Raw genomic sequence first — 19,318 nt, 5'->3', positions numbered from 1 at the left:
CTACTTACCAGCCTTTCCGACCTTGCGGCGGATGACTTCGCCCTCGTACTTCACGCCCTTGGCCTTGTACGGGTCGGGCTTCCGCAGCTTGCGGATCTTCGCCGCGACCTCGCCGACCTTCTGCTTGTCGATGCCCTCGACGCTGAAGCGGGTCGGGGTCTCGACCTTGAAGGCGATCCCCTCCGGGGGCTCCACCAGGATCGGGTGGCTGTAGCCCAGGGAGAACTCCAGGTTGGAGCCCTTCGCCTGGACGCGGTAACCAACGCCGCTGATTTCGAGCTTCTTGATGTATCCCTGCGTCACACCGGTGATCATGTTGGCCACCAGGGTGCGCGACAGGCCGTGCAGCGCACGGTTGCGGTTCTCGTCGTTGGGCCGGGAGACGACGATCTGACCGTCCTCACCCTTGGCCACCACGATGGGCGCGGCGATGGCCTGCGACAGGGTGCCCTTGGGACCCTTCACCGCGACCACGGCACCATCGATGGTGACGTCCACGCCGGCGGGAACCTGGATGGGCTGCTTGCCAATACGCGACATGGCTGTCCTCCGTTCCCTTCCGTCACCAGACGTAGGCGAGGACTTCCCCGCCCACGTTCTTCTTCTGAGCCTGCCGGTCGGTCAGCAGGCCGTTCGACGTGGAGATGATCGCCACGCCCAGGCCACCCAGCACTCGCGGGAGCGCGGTGGACTTCGCGTAGACCCGCAGGCCCGGCTTGGAGATGCGCTTGATGCCAGCGATCGAACGCTCGCGGTTGGGGCCGTACTTCAGCTCCAGGACGAGGCTCTTGCCCACCTGGGCGTCCTCGGTCTTCCAGCCGGTGATGTAGCCCTCCTGCTGGAGGATCTCCGCGATGTGCGTCTTGATCTTGCTGTGCGGCATCACCACGGTGTCGTGGTACGCCGAGTTCGCGTTACGCAGACGAGTCAGCATGTCTGCGATGGGGTCGGTCATGGTCATAAAACGGCCTTGGGCCTCTCTCACCGGGGTTTCCGCAGGCTCCCCAGAAAACTGGGGAGCCCGCCGGACCTACGGCGTAGTCGTCTTACCAGGAACTCTTGGTGACGCCCGGCAGTTCGCCGCGGTGCGCCATCTCACGCAGGCACACGCGGCACAGGCCGAACTTGCGGTACACGGAGTGCGGCCGGCCGCAGCGCTGGCAGCGGGTGTACCCACGGACCGAGAACTTGGGCTTGCGGGCGGCCTTGGCGACCAGAGCCTTCTTCGCCACGCTCACGCCTCCTTGTTCAGATACTCAGCCATCATCGTGCGACGCCTCAGGCTTCCTTGAACGGGAATCCGAGGTGACGCAGCAGGCTGCGACCCTCGTCATCGTTGACGGCCGTAGTGACCACGGTGATGTCCATGCCGCGAACCCGGTCGATGCGGTCCGGGTCGATCTCGTGGAACATGACCTGCTCGGTCAGACCGAAGGTGTAGTTCCCCCGCCCGTCGAACTGCTTGGGCGACAGACCGCGGAAGTCACGGATACGGGGGAGCGCCAGCGACAGCAGGCGGTCCAGGAACTCCCACATCCGGTCGCCCCGGAGGGTGACATGGGCGCCGATCGGCTGCCCCTCGCGCAGCTTGAACTGCGCGATGGACTTCCGGGCCTTGGTCACGGTCGGCTTCTGGCCGGTGATCGTGGCGAGGTCGCGCACGGCGCCCTCGATCAGCTTGGAGTCGCGGGCGGCGTCGCCCACACCCATGTTGACCACGATCTTGGTCAGGCCCGGCACCTGCATGACGTTGCCGTAGGCGAACTCTTCAAGCAGCTTGCCGGAGATCTCTTCGCGGTACCGCGTCTTCAGACGCGGCGCGGTGCTGGTGGCAGTGGTCATCAGATGTCCTCACCGGTCCGGCGGGCGACGCGGATCTTGTTGCCGTCCTCGTCGAAGCGGTAGCCGACCCGGGTGGTGACCTTCTTGCCATCCTGCTCCACCAGCAACTGAACGTTGCTGACGTGCACGGGGGCTTCGGTGGTGATGATGCCACCGGTCTTGGAACCACGCGCGGTGGTGCCGGCCTTGGTGTGCTTCTTGACCCGGTTGACACCCTCGACCAGGACCCGGTCCTCGCGGGGGAAGGCCACGATGACCTTGCCCTGCTTGCCCTTGTCCTTACCGGTGATGACCTGAACCAGGTCGCCCTTCTTGATCTTCATCGGTTACAGCACCTCCGGCGCGAGGGAGATGATCTTCATGAACTTCTTCTCGCGCAGCTCGCGCCCGACCGGGCCGAAGATGCGGGTGCCCCGCGGGTCGCCGTCGTTCTTCAGAATGACGGCCGCGTTCTCGTCGAAACGGATGTACGAACCGTCCGGGCGACGGCGCTCCTTGACGGCACGCACGATGACCGCCTTGACGACGTCACCCTTCTTGACGTTGCCGCCGGGGATCGCGTCCTTGACGGTGGCGACGATGACGTCACCGATGCCCGCGTAGCGGCGCCCAGATCCGCCGAGCACGCGGATGCAGAGAATCTCCTTCGCACCCGTGTTGTCGGCGACGCGCAGTCGCGACTCCTGCTGGATCATTGGTTACTTCGCCTTCTCCAGAATCTCCACGACGCGCCAGCGCTTGGTCGCGGACAGCGGACGGGTCTCCATCAGAAGAACGCGGTCGCCAACGCCCGCGGCATTCTGCTCGTCGTGCGCCTTGAGGCGGCTGGTACGGCGGATGATCTTGCCGTACAGGGCGTGCTTGACCCGGTCCTCGACAGCGACGACGACGGTCTTGTCCATCTTGTCGCTGACCACCAGGCCCTCACGGGTCTTCCGCCGGCCGCGCTCGGTCGTCGTCTCAGTCACAGTCTTCTCACTCATCAGGCCTTCTCCACCGCCTCGGTGGCCTCGGCCGGCTCAACCGACTCGATGCCCAGCTCGCGCTCGCGCATCAGGGTGTAGACCCGGGCGATGTCCTTGCGGACGGCCTTCAGCCGGCTGTTGTTCTCCAGCTGTCCGGTGGCCGCCTGAAAGCGGAGCCTGAACAGCTCCTCCTTCGACTCACGCAGCTTCTCAACCAGCTCCTGGTTGTTCAGCTCACGCAGCTCGGAGACCTTGGTACCGGCTGCCATCACGCCTCACCTGCCTCGCGCCGGACGATCCGGCACTTCATCGGAAGCTTGTGCGCGGCGCGGGTCAGCGCCTCACGGGCAATCTTCTCGTTCGGGAACGACAGCTCGAACATCACGCGTCCGGGCTTGACGTTGGCCACCCACCACTCGGGCGAACCCTTACCGGAACCCATGCGGGTCTCGGCCGGCTTCTTGGTCAGCGGGCGGTCGGGGTAGATGTTGATCCACACCTTGCCGCCACGCTTGATGTGCCGGGTCATCGAGATACGCGCGGCCTCGATCTGCCGGTTGGTGACGTAGGCACCGGTCACAGCCTGGATGCCGTACTCACCGAAGGAGACCTCGGTACCGCCCTTGGCGGCGCCGCTGCGCTTGGGGTGGTGCTGCTTACGGTACTTGACCTTGCGAGGGATCAGCATGGCTCAGCTCTCCCCTCCGGCAGAGCCGGTGGACTGGTTGGAGCCGCTGGCGCCCTCGGCGGCCGGAGCGGCCGCAGCTGCTTCGGACTTGGCCTCGGCCGAAGGAGCGCTCTGCTGCTGCGGCCTGCGGCCACGGCCCCCGCGCTCGCCACGGCCACGGGCCGGACGGTCACCGGCGCCACCACGCGCGGGGCGGTTGCCCGCCCGGGCGGCGGCGTTCTCGGCGCGCACCTCGGCGATGTTCTTCACATCGCCCTTGTAGATCCACACCTTGACGCCGATGCGGCCGAAGGTGGTCCTGGCCTCGAAGAAGCCGTAGTCCACGTTGGCGCGCAGCGTGTGCAGCGGGACCCGACCCTCGCGGTAGAACTCGGAACGGGACATCTCAGCCCCGCCGAGCCGGCCACCACACTGGATCTTGATGCCCTTGGCACCGGCCTTCATGGTGCTCTGCATCGACTTGCGCATCGCCCGCCGGAAGGAGACCCGGGAGGAGAGCTGCTCGGCGACGGCCTGGGCGACCAGCTGGGCGTCCAGCTCCGGGTTCTTCACCTCAAGGATGTTGAACTGGATCTGCTTGCCGGTCAGCTTCTCCAGGTTGCCCCGGAGACGGTCGGCCTCGGCACCCCGGCGGCCGATCACGATGCCGGGACGAGCGGTGTGCACATCGACGCGGACCCGGTCCCGGGTGCGCTCGATCTCCACCTTGGAGATGCCGGCCCGCTCCATGCCCTGCGTGAGCATGCGACGGATCGCGACGTCTTCCTTGACGTAGTCCTTGTAGAGCTTGTCGGCGTACCAGCGCGACTTGAAGTCGGTCGTGACGCCGAGCCGGAACCCGTGCGGGTTTACCTTCTGGCCCATTACCGGGTTCCTTCCTTGCTGCCGAGGACCACGGTGATGTGGCTGGTCCGCTTGCGAATCCGGTACGCGCGACCCTGCGCACGCGGCCGGAAACGCTTCAGCGTCGGGCCCTCGTCCACGTACGCCTCTTTGACGTACAACGTGTCGGCGTCCGGGTGGTTGTGGTTGTGCACGGCGTTGGCGATGGCGCTGTCGAGCACCTTGCCCACCGGCACGGTCGCGGCCTGCGGGGCGAACCGCAGGACCGCCTGAGCCTCCGTGGCGTCCAGGCCACGGATAAGGTCCACCACACGGCGGGCCTTCATGGGCGTGACACGGATGTACCGCGCCTGGGCCCTGGCTTCCATGGTCGTCCCTTCGGTCTTGGTCGGGGAGTTCGTCATGATCTACAAACCCCGCTCAGCGCCGCCGCGACTTGCGGTCGTCCTTCACGTGGCCACGGAAGGTGCGCGTCGGAGCGAACTCGCCGAGCTTGTGCCCGACCATCGACTCGCTGATGAACACCGGGACGTGCTTGCGGCCGTCGTGCACGGCGATCGTGTGCCCCAGCATCGCCGGGATGATCATCGAGCGGCGGGACCAGGTCTTGATGACGTTTTTGGTACCGGCTTCGTTCTGAACGTCCACCTTCTTGATCAGGTGGTCGTCGACGAAGGGTCCCTTCTTCAGACTGCGCGGCATCGACCTGCTCCTCAGCGCTTCTTGTTCGTCTTGCGGCGGCGGACGATGTACTTGTTGCTGGCCTTCTTGGGCGAGCGAGTACGGCCCTCTTTCTTGCCCCAGGGCGAGACCGGGTGGCGACCACCCGAGGTCCGGCCCTCGCCACCACCGTGGGGGTGGTCGACGGGGTTCATCACGACGCCACGCACGCTGGGCCGAACGCCCTTCCAGCGCATCCGGCCGGCCTTGCCCCAGTTGATGTTCGACTGCTCGGCGTTGCCGACCTCGCCGACGGTCGCCCGCGAGCGGACGTCCACCAGGCGGATCTCGCCGGAGGGCATGCGGAGGTGGGCCATCCGGCCCTCCTTCGCCAGCAGCTGCACGGAGGCACCGGCGGAGCGGGCGAACTTGGCGCCGCCGCCCGGCTGGAGCTCGATGGCGTGGATGACGGTACCCACCGGGATGTTGCGCAGCGGCAGGTTGTTGCCGGGCTTGATGTCGGCGCCGGCGCCGTTCTCCACCCGGTCACCCTGCTTCAGGTGAGCGGGCGCCAGGATGTAGCGCTTCTCACCGTCCGCGTAGTGCAGCAGCGCGATGCGCGCGGTGCGGTTCGGGTCGTACTCGATGTGCGCGACCTTGGCCGGCACACCGTCCTTGTCGTGCCGCCTGAAGTCGATGACGCGGTAGGCGCGCTTGTGTCCACCACCCTGGTGACGGACCGCCACGCGACCGGCGTTGTCCCGTCCACCCTTGCTGTGCAGCGGGCGGACCAGCGACTTCTCCGGCGTGGACCGCGTGATCTCGACGAAGTCGGCGACGCTGGCGCCACGACGGCCCGGAGTCGTCGGCTTGTACTTGCGGATTCCCATTTCTTAGTCCTCGTCCGGTTTCGGACGACCAGGTCCCTTAGGAGACCGGGCCGCCGAAGATGTCGATGCTGTCGCCCTCAGCAAGGGTCACGATCGCGCGCTTGGTGCTGGCGCGCCGGCCGTAACCGGTGCGGGTGCGCTTGCGCTTGCCCTGCCGGTTGATGGTGTTGACGCCGAGCACCTTGACCGAGAAGACCGCCTGGACGGCCTGCTTGATCTGGGTCTTGTTCGCCCGGGGGTCGACGATGAAGGTGTACTTGTTCTCGTCGAGCAGCGCGTAGCTCTTCTCCGACACGACCGGCTTGATCAGGATGTCGTGCGGAGTGGAGAACTCCTTGCTGGAGAACTCGGCGACGGTTGCGTCGCTCATCAGGCGTCGCTCCCTTCGGGCTTCTTGTCGAGCGCCACGGCGCCGGCGGCCCGGCCAGCCACGAAGCGGTCGAACGCGGCCTTGGTGAACACCACGTCGTCGGAGTCGACGACGTCGTAGGTGTTCAGCTGGCCCGGGTCGATGATGTGCACCTGCGGCAGGTTGCGGGCGGAGAGCCACGAGGTCTCGTCCGAGCGCTCGGCGACCAGCAGGACCTTCTTGCGGTCGCTGACCTTGCCCAGCAGGCTCTTCGCGGCCTTGGTGGAGACCTCGCCGTCGACCACGCCGGTGACCACGTGCACGCGGTCGTGGCGCGCCCGGTCGGTGAGGGCGCCACGCAGGGCGGCGGCCTTCATCTTCTTCGGGGTGCGCTGGCTGTAGTCACGCGGGACCGGGCCGTGGACGACGCCACCGCCGGCGAACTGCGGCGCGCGGGTCGAGCCCTGACGGGCGCGGCCGGTGCCCTTCTGGCGGTACGGCTTCTTGCCACCGCCGCGGACCTCGCCACGGGTCTTGGTCTTGTGCGTGCCCTGCCGGGCGGCGGCCAGCTGGGCCACGACGACCTGGTGGATCAGCGGCACGCTGACCCGGGCGTCGAAGATCTCCGCCGGAAGCTCGACGGTGCCGGCCTCCTCGCCCGCGGGCGAGAGGATGACGATGCTCTTTGGGGTACTCATGATTAACCTCAGGCCCCCTTGGCCGCGGAACGGACCAGGACGAGGCCGCCGTTGGGACCGGGCACCGCGCCCTTGATGAGGAGCAGGCCCTTCTCCGCGTCCACGGCGTGGACGGTCAGGTTCTGGGTGGTGACGCGCTCGTTGCCCATCCGACCGGCCATCCGCAGGCCCTTGAAGACCCGACCCGGGGTGGCGCAGCCGCCGATGGAACCGGGCGAGCGGTGCTTGCGCTGGGTGCCGTGCGAGGCACCGAGACCGGCGAAGCCGTGACGCTTCATCACACCGGCGGTGCCCTTGCCCTTGGTCGTGCCGGTCACGTCGACCCGCACGCCGGACTCGAACGTCTCGGCGGTGACCTCCTGGCCGAGCGTGTACTCGCTGGCGTCGGCGGTCCGCAGCTCGACCAGGTGGCGGCGCGGAGTGACATCGGCCTTGGCGAAGTGGCCCTTGAGGGGGCGGTTCACCTTGCGCGGGTCGATCTCGCCGAACGCGATCTGGACGGCCTCGTAGCCGTCCCTGTCGTTGGTACGGACCTGGGTGACAACACAGGGCCCGGCCTTGACCACGGTCACCGGGACGACACGGTTGTTCTCGTCCCAGACCTGGGTCATGCCGAGCTTCTCGCCCAGGACGCCCTTGATCTGCTTGGTCATCTCGCTACCCGGGCCTCTCAGAGCTTGATCTCGATGTCGACGCCGGCCGGAAGGTCCAGGCGCATCAGCGAGTCAACGGTCTTGGGGGTCGGGTCGAGGATGTCGATCAGCCGCTTGTGGGTGCGCATCTCGAAGTGCTCGCGCGAGTCCTTGTACTTGTGCGGCGACTTGATGACGCAGTACACGTTCTTCTCAGTGGGCAGCGGCACCGGGCCAGCGACCGACGCTCCCGTACGGGTCACCGTCTCGACGATCTTCTTCGCCGAGTTGTCGATGACCTCGTGGTCGTAGGCCTTGAGCCGGATGCGGATCTTCTGTCCCGCCATGGCTACTTCGTAGTCCTGTCTATTCGTCAACGCTCTGGAACCCGGCTCACTCTGCCGAGCGACTTCCGACCCACGCGGTCGGGTGTGTCGCGCTCCTTCCCGGATTTCACCGCAGGGGTTTCCTCTGGGAGGAGAGTGGGGAGAACTTCCACCGGGTGCCTGGCCACAGCCCCGCCCACGCTTCCCGGAAGATCCCGGTATTTCCATCCCTACCCCGTTGACCAGGGCATTTATGGGATGACGAATACAGTGAGACTCGCTTCCGGTCCTCCCGGCGGGAGGCGCGCAGCATCGGCTGTCAACCGAGCAACCTGGACAGTGTGCCATAGCAGACCGCGCCGCCGCCAATCGGGCGGTATCCCCCTACCCGCGGCACCAGGGGCCCTGATCAGCCCGGGAGATGCAGCCGGAGCACCGCGCGCTCCGCCCACTCCGGCACCGCGCCGCACCGCGAGACCCCGATCATCACCGCGAACGCCAACGGCACCGTCCAGGCCGCCGGCTGCGCGAGCAGCACCACCAGCCAGCCGGGCCCGCCGTCGGTCAGCACCGAGGCCAGCGCCGCCCCGGTGGCCGCGCTCACCCCCGTCGCCAGCCCGGCGGCCGCCCCGGCCGTGGTCAGCCCGCGCCACCAGATGCCCAGCACCAGCAGCGGGCAGAACGTCGAGGCCGCCACGGCGAAGGCCCAGCCCACCGCCACGTTGATGTCCACACTACGGGCCGGCAGCGACAGCCCCACCGCCACCGCGGCGCCCGCCACCACCGCCCAGCGCAGCCGCGGCACGGTGGCCCGGGACAGGTCGTGGGAGAGCCCCCCGGCCAGCGCCAGCAGCAGGCCGGACGAGGTGGACAGGAACGCGGCGAAGGCGCCGGCCGCCACCAGCGCGGTCAGCACCGCCCCCCAGGTGCCCGGCACGATCTCCCCCGGCAGGACGACCGTCACCATGTCGGTGTCCCCGCCGCCCACCAGCTCCGGGGTGAAGACCCGGCCCAGCAGCCCGTAGACCGCGGGGAAGAGGTAGAAGAGGCCGAGCAGCACGATCACCCCGACCGCGACCCGGCGCGCGGTGGTCGCCGTCGGGCTGGTGTGGAACCGCATGATCACGTGCGGCAGCCCGACCGCGCCCAGCGTCGTCGCCAGCAGCACCGACCAGGTGGCCAGCAGCGGCGCCCCCGAACCCTCCAGGTCGAGCAGCGGGCGGCTCCAGTCGTCCGCGATGTCGAAGCGCAGCGCCTCGGCCCGCGCCCCGGCCCCCGCGTGCGCCACCAGGAAGAGCGCCGGTACCGCGATGAACAGCAGCTTCACCCCGTAGTGGAAGGCCTGCACATAGGTCGCCGAGCGCATCCCGCCGGCCGCGATGGAGACGCTCACCACGAGCCCCGCCAGCACCACCCCCACCCAGTAGGGGGTGCCGCTGACCGCGTGCAGCACCATGCCGGCGCCCTTGAACTGCGGCACCAGGTAGAGCCACATGATCACCAGGACGATCACCGCGCACAGCTTCCTGATCCGCTCCGAGCCGAGCCGGTAGTCGGCGAAGTCCGGCACCGTGTAGGCGCCGGACCGCCGCATCGGCCCGGCGACCAGCGCGGCCACCGCCACGTAGCCGGCTGTGAATCCGACCGCGTACCAGAGGGTGCCGACCCCGTTCTTCAGCATCAGCCCGGCCAGTCCCAGCACCGAGGCGGCCGAGACGTACTCGCCGGCGATGGCCATCGCGTTCCAGCCGGGCGCGACCCGCTGGGAGGCCACCAGGAAGTCCGGTGTGGTGCGCGCGGCCCGCACCCCGTAGACGCCGATCGCCACGCTCACCGCGAAGAGCAGCCCGATGGCCAGCAGCCCGATCACGGCACCCGCCCCGTGCCCGGCGCGCTCTCCCGCTCCAGCCGCTCGGCCCGGCGGACGTGCCGGACCGCGATCAGCAGCAGCAGCGGGTAGCTGCCGCCCATCAGCAGCAGCCAGGACACCGGCACCCCGAGCAGCGTGACCCGGCTCAGCGCCGGCGCCGCGGCCAGCAGCCCGCTCAGCCCGAAGAGCACCGTGCCCAGCAGGGCCAGGGTGCGCAGCGCCTGCCGCCGCTGCCGGGCGAAGAGCGCCCGGACCGTCTCGGTCGAGTCCCGGTCGTCCGGCCCGGGGATGGTGGGCGGCAGCAGGTGCTGGGCCGGCCGGTGCCGGCGGGCCAGCGCGATCCTGGTCTGCGGGCTGGTGATCCGGACCCGCCGCGGCCCGCTCATCCGCGGCCCGCCCGGATCGGCGGCGGCCCGCTCACTCCTCGTCCCGCACCGCGGCCAGCAGCCGTTCCTTGAGCGTCCTGGCGTGCCGGCGGCTGACCGGGACGTCGCCCGCCGGGGTGCGCGCCAGCAGCCCGGACGAGCTGCTCACCCACAGGTCGCGGACCCAGCCGATGGCCACCAGGTAGCCCCGGTGGGCCCGGACGAAGCCGGCCGGCGCCCAGACCTCCTCGAGGTGGCTGAGCGACATCCGGATCAGGTGGCTGCCCTCGCCGGTGTGCAGCCGCACGTAGTCCCCGTGCGCCTCGGCGTACTGGATGTCGTCCCGGTGCACGAAGCTGGTGTGCCGGCCGTTCTCGACCTGGACCACCGCCAGTTCGTCGCCGGGCGCGGCCCGCTGGCCGGTCGGCGGCGGCCGGCGCAGCGCGCCGGCCCGGGCGACCGCCTCGGCCAGCCGCTCCGGGCGGACCGGCTTGAGGAGGTAGTCGATCGCGCCGATGCCGAAGGCGTCCAGGGCGTGCCGCTCGAAGGCGGTGACGAAGACGATCGCCGGCGGCGCGGAGAGCCGGCCGACCACCCGGGCCACCGCCATCCCGTCCAGCCCGGGCATCGAGATGTCCAGGAAGACGGCGTCGAAGGCGGCCTCGCCCAGCTGCCGGACTGCGCTCTCCCCGCCGTCCGCCTCGCTGACCTGCCCGATCTCCGGGAGGGCGGTCAGCATGGCGGCCAGCTCGTGGCGGGTGGCGGTCTCGTCCTCCACCACCAGGGCGCGCAGCGGGGTGTCGGCGGTCAACGTGCGACCACTCCTCGTCTGAATCGGGGGACCCGGATCACGACCTTGGTGCCGCGCTCCGGCGCTGTCTCGATCACCAGCCCGTACTCCGGCCCGTAGACCGTGCGCAGCCGCTGGTCCACGTTGGCCAGGCCGACCCGGCGGCGCGGCTCGCCGAGCGGCGGGTCGCCGGCGGCGGCCGGCCGGTCCCCGGCGAGCACCGCCTGGGCGAACTCGGGCGCCATCCCCACCCCGTCGTCCTCGACCTCGATCACGCACAGCGGGCCCTCGCCGAAGCCCGAGACCTGGATGGCGCCCGGCCCGGGCTTGGGCTCCAGGCCGTGCCGCACGGCGTTCTCCACGATCGGCTGGATGACCAGGAAGGGGATGGCGACCGGCAGGATCTCCGGGGCCATCCGCACGGTCAGCTCCATCCGGTCGTCGAACCGGGCGCGTTGCAGCTCCAGGTAGGTCTGGACGGCCTGGAGCTCGGCGGCGACGGTGGCGTAGTCGCCCTGGGTGGAGAAGCTGTACCGCAGGTAGTCGGCGAAGTCGCTGAGGAGTTCGCGGGCCCGGTCCGGGTCGGTGCGGACCCGGGCGCCGATCACGGCGAGCGCGTTGTGCAGGAAGTGCGGCGAGATCTGGGCGCGCAGGGTGCGCAGTTCGGCCTGGGCGATGCGTTCCCTGGCCCGGCGCAGCGCCGCGTGGTCCAGCGACCTGGCGACCAGCGCGGCCACCGCGGTGACCTCGGGCTCGGTGCCGCCGCTGACCAGCAGCCCACCGGTCAGCTCGCCGGCCACCAGCAGCGGGACGGCCGACCAGGGCGGGCGGTGGACGGGGCTGCCGTGTTCGTAGGCCTGGGTCAGCGCGGCCGTTGGCTCGGCCTCGGCGGGCGCGGGACCCGCCACCGCCACGGGCCCCTTGAGGTCGGCGAGCAGCACGGTCTCGGCGCCGAGCAGCCGCCGCAGCCGGCGGGCCGCCTGGCCGGCGCCGCGGCCGGTGAGGCCGTCGCGCAGGTCGTCGTCCAGCTCCCGGACGGCGGTCAGCAGGCGCGCGGTGGCGCGCGCCTGCTCGCCCTGCTCGGCCCGACGCCGACGTCTGCCATCCAGCATGGCCCGAACCTAGCCCAGCGCGCGGCGCGGGTGTAGGGCGTCGCACGAGGTTGTGCCAGCCCGGCCGGTGGCGCGGGCGGCCGGGCCGGGCGCGGGGCTCGGTCCGGGGCTCGGTCCGGGGCTCGGTCCGGGGCTCAGTCCGGGGCCGGCGGCTCGGCGTGCGGTGGCACCCGGGTCCGCTCGTACTCCGCCAACGGCGGGTGGATCTGGCATGGTTCGTACGGGTCGAGGTCGGTGGGACGGGGCGGTTCCGGCCCGTCGGGTCCGAAGCGGATCAGCCGCTCGACCCGGATGATCCGGAAGCGGCGGCCGAGCACGGTCACCTCGTCGCGCCGCCGGCCGGCGCGGAACGCCTCGGCGGCCCGGGCGTAGGCGTCGGCGTCGGCGGCCGACACCTCGTGCTCCAGCTTGGGCAGGAACTCGGCGAGGTAGTCGTGCAGGGTGACCCGGGCCTCGTGCGGGCTGGTCTGGAGGCCGGCCATCGGTTCCCAGGAGCTGCGCCGGCGCTCGGCGAAGGTGAAGGCGGCCGGGAGCAACACGACCCCGGGGTGGGTCAGCACGGCGCGGGCCGAGTCGGCGCGGACCTCGGCGGGGATGCGGGCCGCCTCGTAGCGCAGCGCCAGCAGCTCCATCCGCTGGATGGACTCCATGATCCCGGTGGGGCTGCCGTGGTCGAGCAGCAGGCCCCTGGTGCGGCTGCGGCTGGACCGCCGCTGGTGCCAGTGCGGTCCCGGCAGTGGCTCGTCCGGGTCGGTCGGGCGCGGGCCCTCGATCCCCCGCGGGCCGACCCGGGCGAACTCGTCGCCGCGCACGACCCGATAGCGGGTGGCGCCGACGGCCACCTCGTTGACCGGCTCGGACTCCAAGCGGCTGACGGCGGCCAGCAGTTGGCCGCGGAGCCGGTCGCCGGGCGTGGTCTCGTCCCGGGCCCGCAGCCAGAGGTGGGAGTTGAGCGCGTCCCTGGCCTGCTGGGGGAATCCCTCGGTGACGTCGTCCAGCAGCCGCCAGGCGGGGCCGTCCTCCGGCCGCTGTTCGGCGAAGCCGAAGACCGGCCCCCGGATGACCACGTGGGGATACCGCTCGGCCGCCCGGATGGTGTCGGCCTCCGTCACCCCGGAGACGGGATCGTCCCGCCTGGTCACCCGGAAGGTGAGGTGGCGTTGCGCGTTCCGGCGGTGATCCTCCATGAGCCCAGTGTCACCCGCCCGCTGCCGCTCGTCTGTGTATTCCGCAAAGCCCCCACCTTCGGGGGGCTAACTTGCCCCACGTTCACGCTTTCGTCGTATCCCCGCCCAGGTCGGGCGGGGATACGACGGGCACGCGAGCGCGGTGGCCCCCCGGGTCCGGCGGGGGAAGCGCGGCCCTGACCCGGGGGGCCGGGGGCGGCGGGCCCCCGGCCGGCACCGGCGGGTGCTAGTGCTTGGTCGCGCGCTCCGCGCCCGCGCCGGTGAGGGCGCGCACCTGGAGCTTGGCGAACCGCTCGGGCTCGGACTCGCGGGAGAGCAGGGTGCCGACCACCGCGCAGAGCAGCCCCAGCGGGATGGAGACCAGCCCCGGGTTCTCCAGCGGGAACCAGGAGAAGTCCACGCTCTTGGGGAGGAGTGCCAGGTTGTTGCCCTCGGCGTCGACCTTGCCGGAGACCACCGGCGAGAAGAACACCAGCCCCACCGAACTGATCAGACCGCCGTAGATGCCGGCGACCGCTCCCCTGGTGTTGAACCGCTTCCAGAAGAGGCTGAGCAGGATCACCGGCAGGTTGGCCGAGGCGGCGATGGCGAAGGCGAGCGCGACCAGGAAGGCCACGTTCAGGTCCTGGGCGAACACCGCCAGCACGATGGAGATCGCACCCACCCCCAGCGCGGCGAACCTGGCGACCCTGACCTCCTCCTTCTCGCTGGCCTTCCCACCGCGCAGCACGCTGTTGTAGAAGTCGTGCGCCAGCGAGGAGGACGAGGCGATGGTCAGACCGGCCACCGTGGAGAGGATGGTGGCGAAGGCCACCGCGGCGATCAGCGCCAGCATCACCGCGCCCAGGAAGTCGCCGCCGAAGTGCGCGCCCACCTCCTCGGCCAGCTGCGGCGCGGCCGTGTTGCCAGCCGAGTTCTGGGCGGTGATCGCCTCGTGGCCGACCAGCGCCGCGGCGCCGAAGCCCAGCACCAGGGTCAGCAGGTAGAAGGTGCCGATCAGGCCGATCGCCCAGTTGACGGACTTCCGGGCGGTCTTGGAGTCGGGCACCGTGTAGAAGCGGATCAGGATGTGCGGCAGGCCCGCGGTGCCGAGCACCAGGGCGAGGCCGAGGCTGATCAGGTCCAGCTTGTTGACCAGGGTCTGCCAGGCGTCGCCCGCGACTTCGACGCCGTAGCGCTGTCCTGGTTCGAGGAACGCGCTGCCGGCTCCGCTGGCCTCGGCCGCGTCGTTCATCAGCGAGCCGAAGTTGAAGTCGTACATCGCGAGCACCAGCAGGGTGACCAGCAGCGCGCCACCCATCAGCATCACGGCCTTGACGATCTGCACCCAGGTGGTGCCGGTCATCCCGCCGAACGAGACGTAGACGATCATCAGCAGGCCGACCGCCACGATGCCGACGATCTTGGCCGTGTCGGCGCTCATCCCGAGGTAGGTCTCGCCCTCCTCGATGCCGAGCAGCAGCGCCACCAGCGCCCCGGCGCCCACCATCTGCGCCAGCAGGTAGAAGATCGACACGGTCAACGTGGAGATCGAGCCGGCGGTCCGCACCGGCCGCTGTTTCATCCGGTAGGAGACCACGTCGGTCATGGTGAAGCGGCCGGAGTTCCGCAGGAGTTCCGCGACCAGCAGCAGGGCCACCAGCCAGGCGACCAGGAAGCCGATGGAGTAGAGGAAGCCGTCGTATCCGTAGAGCGCGATCATGCCGGCGATGCCCAGGAAGGACGCGGCCGACATGTAGTCGCCGCCGATCGCGAAGCCGTTCTGGATGCCGCTGAAGCCCCGGCCACCGGAGTGGAAGTCGGTCGCCGACTTGGTCTGGCGGCTGGCCCACACGGTGATGCCCAGGGTTCCGGCGATCAGCAGACCGAACAGGATGACCGTGATCAGCCGCTGGTCCGACGTGTTCTCCGACGCGAGCGTGATCACGCCTCGTCCCCCTTCCGGGCGCCGGGCACCACCGGCTGGCCCTCCAGCTCGTCCCGCAGCTCGTCGGCGAGCGGGTCGTAACGGCGGTTGGTGTAACGGGAGTAGAGGATCGCGATGCCGAAGGTGGTGACGAACTGGAGCAGCCCGAAGACCAGCGCGATGTTGACGCTGCCGACCACCTTGGTGGACATCACCCCGCGGGCGAAGGCCGACATCAGCACGTAGAGGAGGTACCAGGAGAGAAAGGCGATGCTGGCCGGCACGACGAAGCGCAGCAGCCGGCCGCGCAGCTCCACGAACCGTGGATCGGCGTGCATCAGGGCCGAGCGTTCCTCCAGCTCGGCCACGGTCAGCGGCTCCGTCGCCGGATCACCCCGCTCGGCGGGCTGGGGCGGCTCGCTGGCATCGGGGGCGGAGTGTGTCGTCATCGACGGCTCCTTAGGAAATGCGGCCCGGGGAAAGGTCGTTAGCGGTTGCCCCCAGAATGTAAGGAGCGTCACATGCCCCGGGCAGGCCATGGAGCCGGCGACGCGACGAACGGTCGAAATCCGCGCCGAGCGGGCGGCGGACCGACCACCCCCGGGCGGGGACGCCGAAGGGCCCCGGCCCCACCGCGCTGAGCGGTGGGCCCGGGGCCCCTACGTGTGCCGGCGGCCTGGGCAGCCGGCGGTCAGATCACTTGATGATCTTGGTGACCTGCCCGGCGCCCACGGTCCGACCACCCTCACGGATGGCGAACTTCAGGCCCTCCTCCATGGCGACGGGCTGGATCAGCTCGACGCGCATCTCGGTGTTGTCGCCCGGCATGACCATCTCGGTGCCCTCGGGGAGGTGCACCACACCGGTCACGTCGGTGGTACGGAAGTAGAACTGCGGGCGGTAGTTGTTGAAGAACGGGGTGTGACGGCCACCCTCGTCCTTCGACAGGATGTACGCCTGCGCCTCGAACTCCGTGTGCGGGGTGACCGAGCCCGGCTTGATGACGACCTGGCCGCGCTCGACGTCCTCGCGCTTGATACCGCGGAGCAGCAGACCGACGTTCTCACCGGCCCGACCCTCGTCCAGCAGCTTCCGGAACATCTCGATCCCGGTCACCGTGGTGGTGGCCTTGTCCTCCTTGATACCGATGATGTCAACGGTCTCGTTGACGTTGAGGATGCCTCGCTCGATACGACCGGTCACCACGGTGCCGCGGCCGGTGATCGTGAAGACGTCCTCGATCGGCATCAGGAAGGGCTTGTCGACGTCGCGCTCCGGCTGCGGAATCGCGCTGTCGACGGCCTCCATGAGCTCAAGAACGGTCTTGGCCCACTCCGCGTCGCCCTCCAGCGCCTTCAGCGCGGAGACCTTGACCACGGGGACATCGTCGCCCGGGAACTCGTACTCCGTGAGCAGCTCACGGACCTCGAGCTCCACCAGCTCCATGATCTCCTCGTCGTCCACCATGTCGGCCTTGTTGAGGGCGACAACGATGTACGGGACGCCGACCTGGCGGGCCAGGAGCACGTGCTCCTTGGTCTGCGGCATCGGGCCGTCGGTGGCCGCGACCACCAGGATCGCGCCGTCCATCTGGGCGGCACCGGTGATCATGTTCTTGATGTAGTCCGCGTGACCCGGGCAGTCAACGTGCGCGTAGTGGCGGTTCTCCGTCTGGTACTCGACGTGCGCGATGGAGATGGTGATACCGCGCTGACGCTCCTCGGGCGCCTTGTCGATGTTCTCAAACGCGAACGTCTCGTTGAGGTCCGGGTATGCGTCGTGCAGCACCTTGGTGATCGCCGCGGTAAGCGTCGTCTTGCCGTGGTCGATGTGACCGATGGTGCCAATGTTGACGTGCGGCTTAGTCCGCTCGAACTTCGCCTTCGCCACTGGGGTCCTCCTGTGGACTGGTGCTGTACGCCCCCCGCGCTCTGCGGAAGGTTTTCAGGGATATCGACCGAACCGGTCAGGACCCCGAGGGGGACGCCCTTGACCGCTTCGCTAAAGGGCCGGGCATCGGGGGCGTAATGCCCCCGAATGCCCCTTGCTCCAGCTTAAGGGTTACTCGCCCTTGGCCTTCGCGATGATCTCCTCGGAGACGTTCTTGGGAACCTCACCATAGGAATCGAACTGCATGGAGTAGCTCGCACGACCGGAGGTCTTGCTGCGCAGGTCACCGACGTAGCCGAACATCTCCGACAGCGGCACCAGGGACTTCACGACCTTGTTGCCACCCCGGTCCTCCATGGCCTGGATCTGGCCACGGCGGGAGTTGATGTCGCCGATCACGTCACCCATGTACTCCTCGGGCGTGGTGACCTCGACCGCCATCAGCGGCTCCAGGATGGCCGGGCTCGCCCTGCGCGCGGCCTCCTTGAAGACCATCGAGCCGGCGATCTTGAAGGCCATCTCGGAGGAGTCCACGTCGTGGTACGCGCCGTCGAGCAGGGTCACCTTGACACCGGTCAGCGGGTAGCCGGCGAGCACGCCGAACTCCATCGCCTCCTGGCAGCCCGCGTCCACCGAGGGGATGTACTCCTTGGGGATGCGGCCACCGGTGACCTTGTTCTCGAACTCGTACCCGTCGCCCTCCAGGGGCTCCAGGGCGATCTGCACCTTGGCGAACTGACCGGAGCCACCGGTCTGCTTCTTGTGCGTGTAGTCGACCTTCTCCACCGCGCGACGCAGGGTCTCACGGTAGGCGACCTGCGGCTTGCCGACGTTGGCCTCGACCTTGAACTCGCGCTTCATGCGGTCGACCAGCACATCGAGGTGCAGCTCGCCCATGCCGGCGATGATCGTCTGGCCCGTCTCCTCGTTGGTCTTGACCTGGAAGGACGGGTCCTCCTCGGCCAGCCGCTGGATCGCGATGCCCAGCTTCTCCTGGTCGCCCTTGGACTTGGGCTCGATGGCGACCTCGATGACCGGGGCCGGGAACTCCATCGACTCCAGGATGATCTGGTGCGTCGCGTCCGACAGCGTCTCGCCCGTGGTGGTCTGCTTGAGCCCCATCACGGCGACGATGTCGCCGGCACCAACGCGCTCGATCTCCTCGCGCTTGTTGGCGTGCATCCGGTAGATCTTGCCGATCCGCTCCTTGCGGCCCTTCACGGCGTTCAACACCTGGGTGCCCGCCTGGAGCACCCCGGAGTAGACGCGGATGAAGGTCAGCTTGCCCAGGTGCGGGTCGCTGGCGATCTTGAACGCCAGGGCGGCCAGCGGCTCCTCCTCGGAGGGACGACGCCGGATGACCTCCTCGCTGTCCTTCGGCGAGTGCCCCTCGACGGCCTCGACGTCCAACGGCGACGGCAGGTACCGCACGACCGCGTCGAGCAGGGGCTGCACGCCCTTGTTCTTGAACGCGGTGCCACAGAACACCGGGGTGATCGTGGTGGAGCCCTCGGCGCCGGTGGAGGCGAGGGTGATCCGCCGGATGGCGGCACGCAGCTGCTCCTCGGAGGGCTCCTCGCCCTCCAGGTACAGCTCCATCAGCTCCTCGTCGTTCTCGGAGACGGCCTCGACGAGCTTGCCGTGCCACTCCTCGGCCTGCTCGCGCAGGTCCTCGGGGATGTCCACGACGTCGTACATCTCGCCGAGCTTGGTCTCCTCGGACCAGACCAGGGCCTTCATCCGGACCAGGTCGATGACGCCCTGGAAGCCGGCCTCGGCGCCGATCGGCAGCTGCATGACCAGCGGGGTGGCCTTCAGCCGGTCGACGATCATGTCGACACAGCGGAAGAAGTCCGCGCCCGTGCGGTCGAGCTTGTTCACGAAGCAAATGCGCGGCACGCCGTAGCGGTCCGCCTGACGCCAGACGGTCTCCGACTGCGGCTCGACACCGGCGACGCCGTCGAAGACGGTGACCGCGCCGTCGAGCACCCGCAGCGAACGCTCCACCTCGACCGTGAAGTCAACGTGGCCAGGGGTGTCGATGATGTTGATGGTGTGATCGACCTCATCGAGCGGCCAGTGGCAGGTGGTGGCCGCGGAGGTGATGGTGATCCCCCGCTCCTGCTCCTGCTCCATCCAGTCCATCGTGGCGGCGCCGTCGTGGACCTCACCGATCTTGTAACTCACACCGGTGTAGTAAAGAATCCGCTCGGTGGTGGTCGTCTTGCCCGCGTCGATGTGAGCCATGATCCCGATGTTGCGGACCCTGGCCAGGTCAAGTGAAGTGGTAGCCATCTGGCTTCAG

Annotated in this window: 26 protein-coding genes; all 26 read right to left on the bottom strand. The window is 69.3% G+C overall.

The genetic code is table 11. From position 1 onward, the window contains the following. Positions 1–540 carry a 50S ribosomal protein L6 gene (rplF, locus tag RM844_RS15890; RefSeq protein WP_311667843.1) on the bottom strand — a complete coding sequence of 180 codons (540 nt, stop codon included), beginning with the start codon at positions 538–540 and terminating at the stop codon, positions 1–3. A gap of 22 nt (positions 541–562) precedes the next feature. Further along, a complete protein-coding gene (rpsH, locus tag RM844_RS15885; protein WP_311667842.1) occupies positions 563–961 on the bottom strand; it encodes a 30S ribosomal protein S8 in 399 nt (132 codons plus the stop codon). 85 nt (positions 962–1,046) lie between these two features. After that, on the bottom strand, positions 1,047–1,232 hold the full coding sequence (locus tag RM844_RS15880; protein WP_311667841.1) for a type Z 30S ribosomal protein S14: 186 nt from the start codon (positions 1,230–1,232) through the stop codon (positions 1,047–1,049). A gap of 46 nt (positions 1,233–1,278) precedes the next feature. Further along, positions 1,279–1,842, bottom strand: coding sequence for a 50S ribosomal protein L5 (rplE, locus tag RM844_RS15875; protein WP_311667840.1), 564 nt, complete (start codon positions 1,840–1,842; stop codon positions 1,279–1,281). Beyond that, the gene (rplX, locus tag RM844_RS15870) at positions 1,842–2,165 is read right to left on the bottom strand and encodes a 50S ribosomal protein L24 (protein ID WP_311667839.1); all 324 of its coding nucleotides are present in this window, start codon (positions 2,163–2,165) and stop codon (positions 1,842–1,844) included. The genes rplE and rplX overlap by 1 nt, the downstream gene beginning before the upstream one ends. A 3-nt stretch (positions 2,166–2,168) precedes the next feature. Then, complete coding sequence (gene rplN / locus RM844_RS15865; protein WP_019433424.1) at positions 2,169–2,537, bottom strand: 50S ribosomal protein L14; 369 nt, start codon at positions 2,535–2,537, stop codon at positions 2,169–2,171. A 3-nt stretch (positions 2,538–2,540) separates the two neighbouring features. After that, on the bottom strand, positions 2,541–2,825 hold the full coding sequence (gene rpsQ, locus RM844_RS15860) for a 30S ribosomal protein S17 (protein ID WP_097230398.1): 285 nt from the start codon (positions 2,823–2,825) through the stop codon (positions 2,541–2,543). After that, positions 2,825–3,076, bottom strand: a complete 252-nt coding sequence (rpmC, locus tag RM844_RS15855; RefSeq protein WP_311667838.1) for a 50S ribosomal protein L29 — start codon at positions 3,074–3,076, stop codon at positions 2,825–2,827. The genes rpsQ and rpmC overlap by 1 nt, the downstream gene beginning before the upstream one ends. Next, positions 3,076–3,495 carry a 50S ribosomal protein L16 gene (gene rplP / locus RM844_RS15850; RefSeq protein ID WP_062207475.1) on the bottom strand — a complete coding sequence of 140 codons (420 nt, stop codon included), beginning with the start codon at positions 3,493–3,495 and terminating at the stop codon, positions 3,076–3,078. The genes rpmC and rplP overlap by 1 nt, the downstream gene beginning before the upstream one ends. Before the next feature lie 3 nt (positions 3,496–3,498). Beyond that, positions 3,499–4,359 (bottom strand): 30S ribosomal protein S3, encoded by an 861-nt coding sequence (rpsC, locus tag RM844_RS15845; RefSeq protein WP_311667837.1) that lies wholly within the window; start codon positions 4,357–4,359, stop codon positions 3,499–3,501. Further along, positions 4,359–4,706, bottom strand: coding sequence for a 50S ribosomal protein L22 (gene rplV / locus RM844_RS15840; protein ID WP_311667898.1), 348 nt, complete (start codon positions 4,704–4,706; stop codon positions 4,359–4,361). Before rplV ends, rpsC begins: the two co-directional genes overlap by 1 nt. 52 nt (positions 4,707–4,758) lie before the next feature. Further along, positions 4,759–5,040 carry a 30S ribosomal protein S19 gene (rpsS, locus tag RM844_RS15835; protein ID WP_311667836.1) on the bottom strand — a complete coding sequence of 94 codons (282 nt, stop codon included), beginning with the start codon at positions 5,038–5,040 and terminating at the stop codon, positions 4,759–4,761. 11 nt (positions 5,041–5,051) lie between these two features. Next, positions 5,052–5,888, bottom strand: coding sequence for a 50S ribosomal protein L2 (gene rplB, locus RM844_RS15830; RefSeq protein WP_311667835.1), 837 nt, complete (start codon positions 5,886–5,888; stop codon positions 5,052–5,054). Between the two features lie 37 nt (positions 5,889–5,925). Continuing rightward, a complete protein-coding gene (gene rplW, locus RM844_RS15825; RefSeq protein WP_311667834.1) occupies positions 5,926–6,258 on the bottom strand; it encodes a 50S ribosomal protein L23 in 333 nt (110 codons plus the stop codon). Further along, positions 6,258–6,935: a 50S ribosomal protein L4 gene (gene rplD / locus RM844_RS15820; RefSeq protein WP_311667833.1), complete on the bottom strand. Its 678-nt coding sequence runs from the start codon at positions 6,933–6,935 to the stop codon at positions 6,258–6,260. Before rplD ends, rplW begins: the two co-directional genes overlap by 1 nt. Before the next feature lie 8 nt (positions 6,936–6,943). Further along, entirely contained in the window at positions 6,944–7,588 is a 645-nt protein-coding gene (rplC, locus tag RM844_RS15815; RefSeq protein WP_311667832.1) for a 50S ribosomal protein L3, read from the bottom strand. 17 nt (positions 7,589–7,605) lie between these two features. Further along, the gene (gene rpsJ, locus RM844_RS15810) at positions 7,606–7,914 is read right to left on the bottom strand and encodes a 30S ribosomal protein S10 (RefSeq protein ID WP_016473429.1); all 309 of its coding nucleotides are present in this window, start codon (positions 7,912–7,914) and stop codon (positions 7,606–7,608) included. 388 nt (positions 7,915–8,302) lie between these two features. Then, positions 8,303–9,763, bottom strand: coding sequence for a sodium/solute symporter (locus tag RM844_RS15805; RefSeq protein WP_311667831.1), 1,461 nt, complete (start codon positions 9,761–9,763; stop codon positions 8,303–8,305). Then, positions 9,760–10,149, bottom strand: coding sequence for a hypothetical protein (locus tag RM844_RS15800; RefSeq protein WP_311667830.1), 390 nt, complete (start codon positions 10,147–10,149; stop codon positions 9,760–9,762). The genes RM844_RS15805 and RM844_RS15800 overlap by 4 nt, the downstream gene beginning before the upstream one ends. Before the next feature lie 31 nt (positions 10,150–10,180). After that, positions 10,181–10,939 carry a LytR/AlgR family response regulator transcription factor gene (locus tag RM844_RS15795; protein WP_311667829.1) on the bottom strand — a complete coding sequence of 253 codons (759 nt, stop codon included), beginning with the start codon at positions 10,937–10,939 and terminating at the stop codon, positions 10,181–10,183. After that, positions 10,936–12,030 (bottom strand): sensor histidine kinase, encoded by a 1,095-nt coding sequence (locus tag RM844_RS15790; RefSeq protein ID WP_311667828.1) that lies wholly within the window; start codon positions 12,028–12,030, stop codon positions 10,936–10,938. Before RM844_RS15790 ends, RM844_RS15795 begins: the two co-directional genes overlap by 4 nt. 134 nt (positions 12,031–12,164) lie before the next feature. Further along, a complete protein-coding gene (locus RM844_RS15785; RefSeq protein ID WP_311667827.1) occupies positions 12,165–13,217 on the bottom strand; it encodes a DUF5954 family protein in 1,053 nt (350 codons plus the stop codon). Positions 13,218–13,443: 226 nt separating this feature from the next. Further along, positions 13,444–15,144: a solute symporter family protein gene (locus RM844_RS15780; protein WP_311667826.1), complete on the bottom strand. Its 1,701-nt coding sequence runs from the start codon at positions 15,142–15,144 to the stop codon at positions 13,444–13,446. Continuing rightward, positions 15,141–15,572, bottom strand: coding sequence for a DUF485 domain-containing protein (locus RM844_RS15775; protein ID WP_311667825.1), 432 nt, complete (start codon positions 15,570–15,572; stop codon positions 15,141–15,143). Before RM844_RS15775 ends, RM844_RS15780 begins: the two co-directional genes overlap by 4 nt. 247 nt (positions 15,573–15,819) lie before the next feature. Continuing rightward, a complete protein-coding gene (gene tuf / locus RM844_RS15770; protein WP_311667824.1) occupies positions 15,820–17,013 on the bottom strand; it encodes an elongation factor Tu in 1,194 nt (397 codons plus the stop codon). Positions 17,014–17,184: 171 nt separating this feature from the next. Then, positions 17,185–19,308, bottom strand: coding sequence for an elongation factor G (gene fusA / locus RM844_RS15765; protein WP_311667823.1), 2,124 nt, complete (start codon positions 19,306–19,308; stop codon positions 17,185–17,187). Between the last annotated feature and the right edge of the window lie 10 nt (positions 19,309–19,318).

Origin of the sequence: Streptomyces chisholmiae, from assembly GCF_031845445.1 — a bacterium.
GTDB classification, from domain to species: Bacteria; Actinomycetota; Actinomycetes; order Streptomycetales; family Streptomycetaceae; genus Streptomyces; species Streptomyces chisholmiae.
This window is presented reverse-complemented; position numbering and strand designations above follow the sequence as displayed.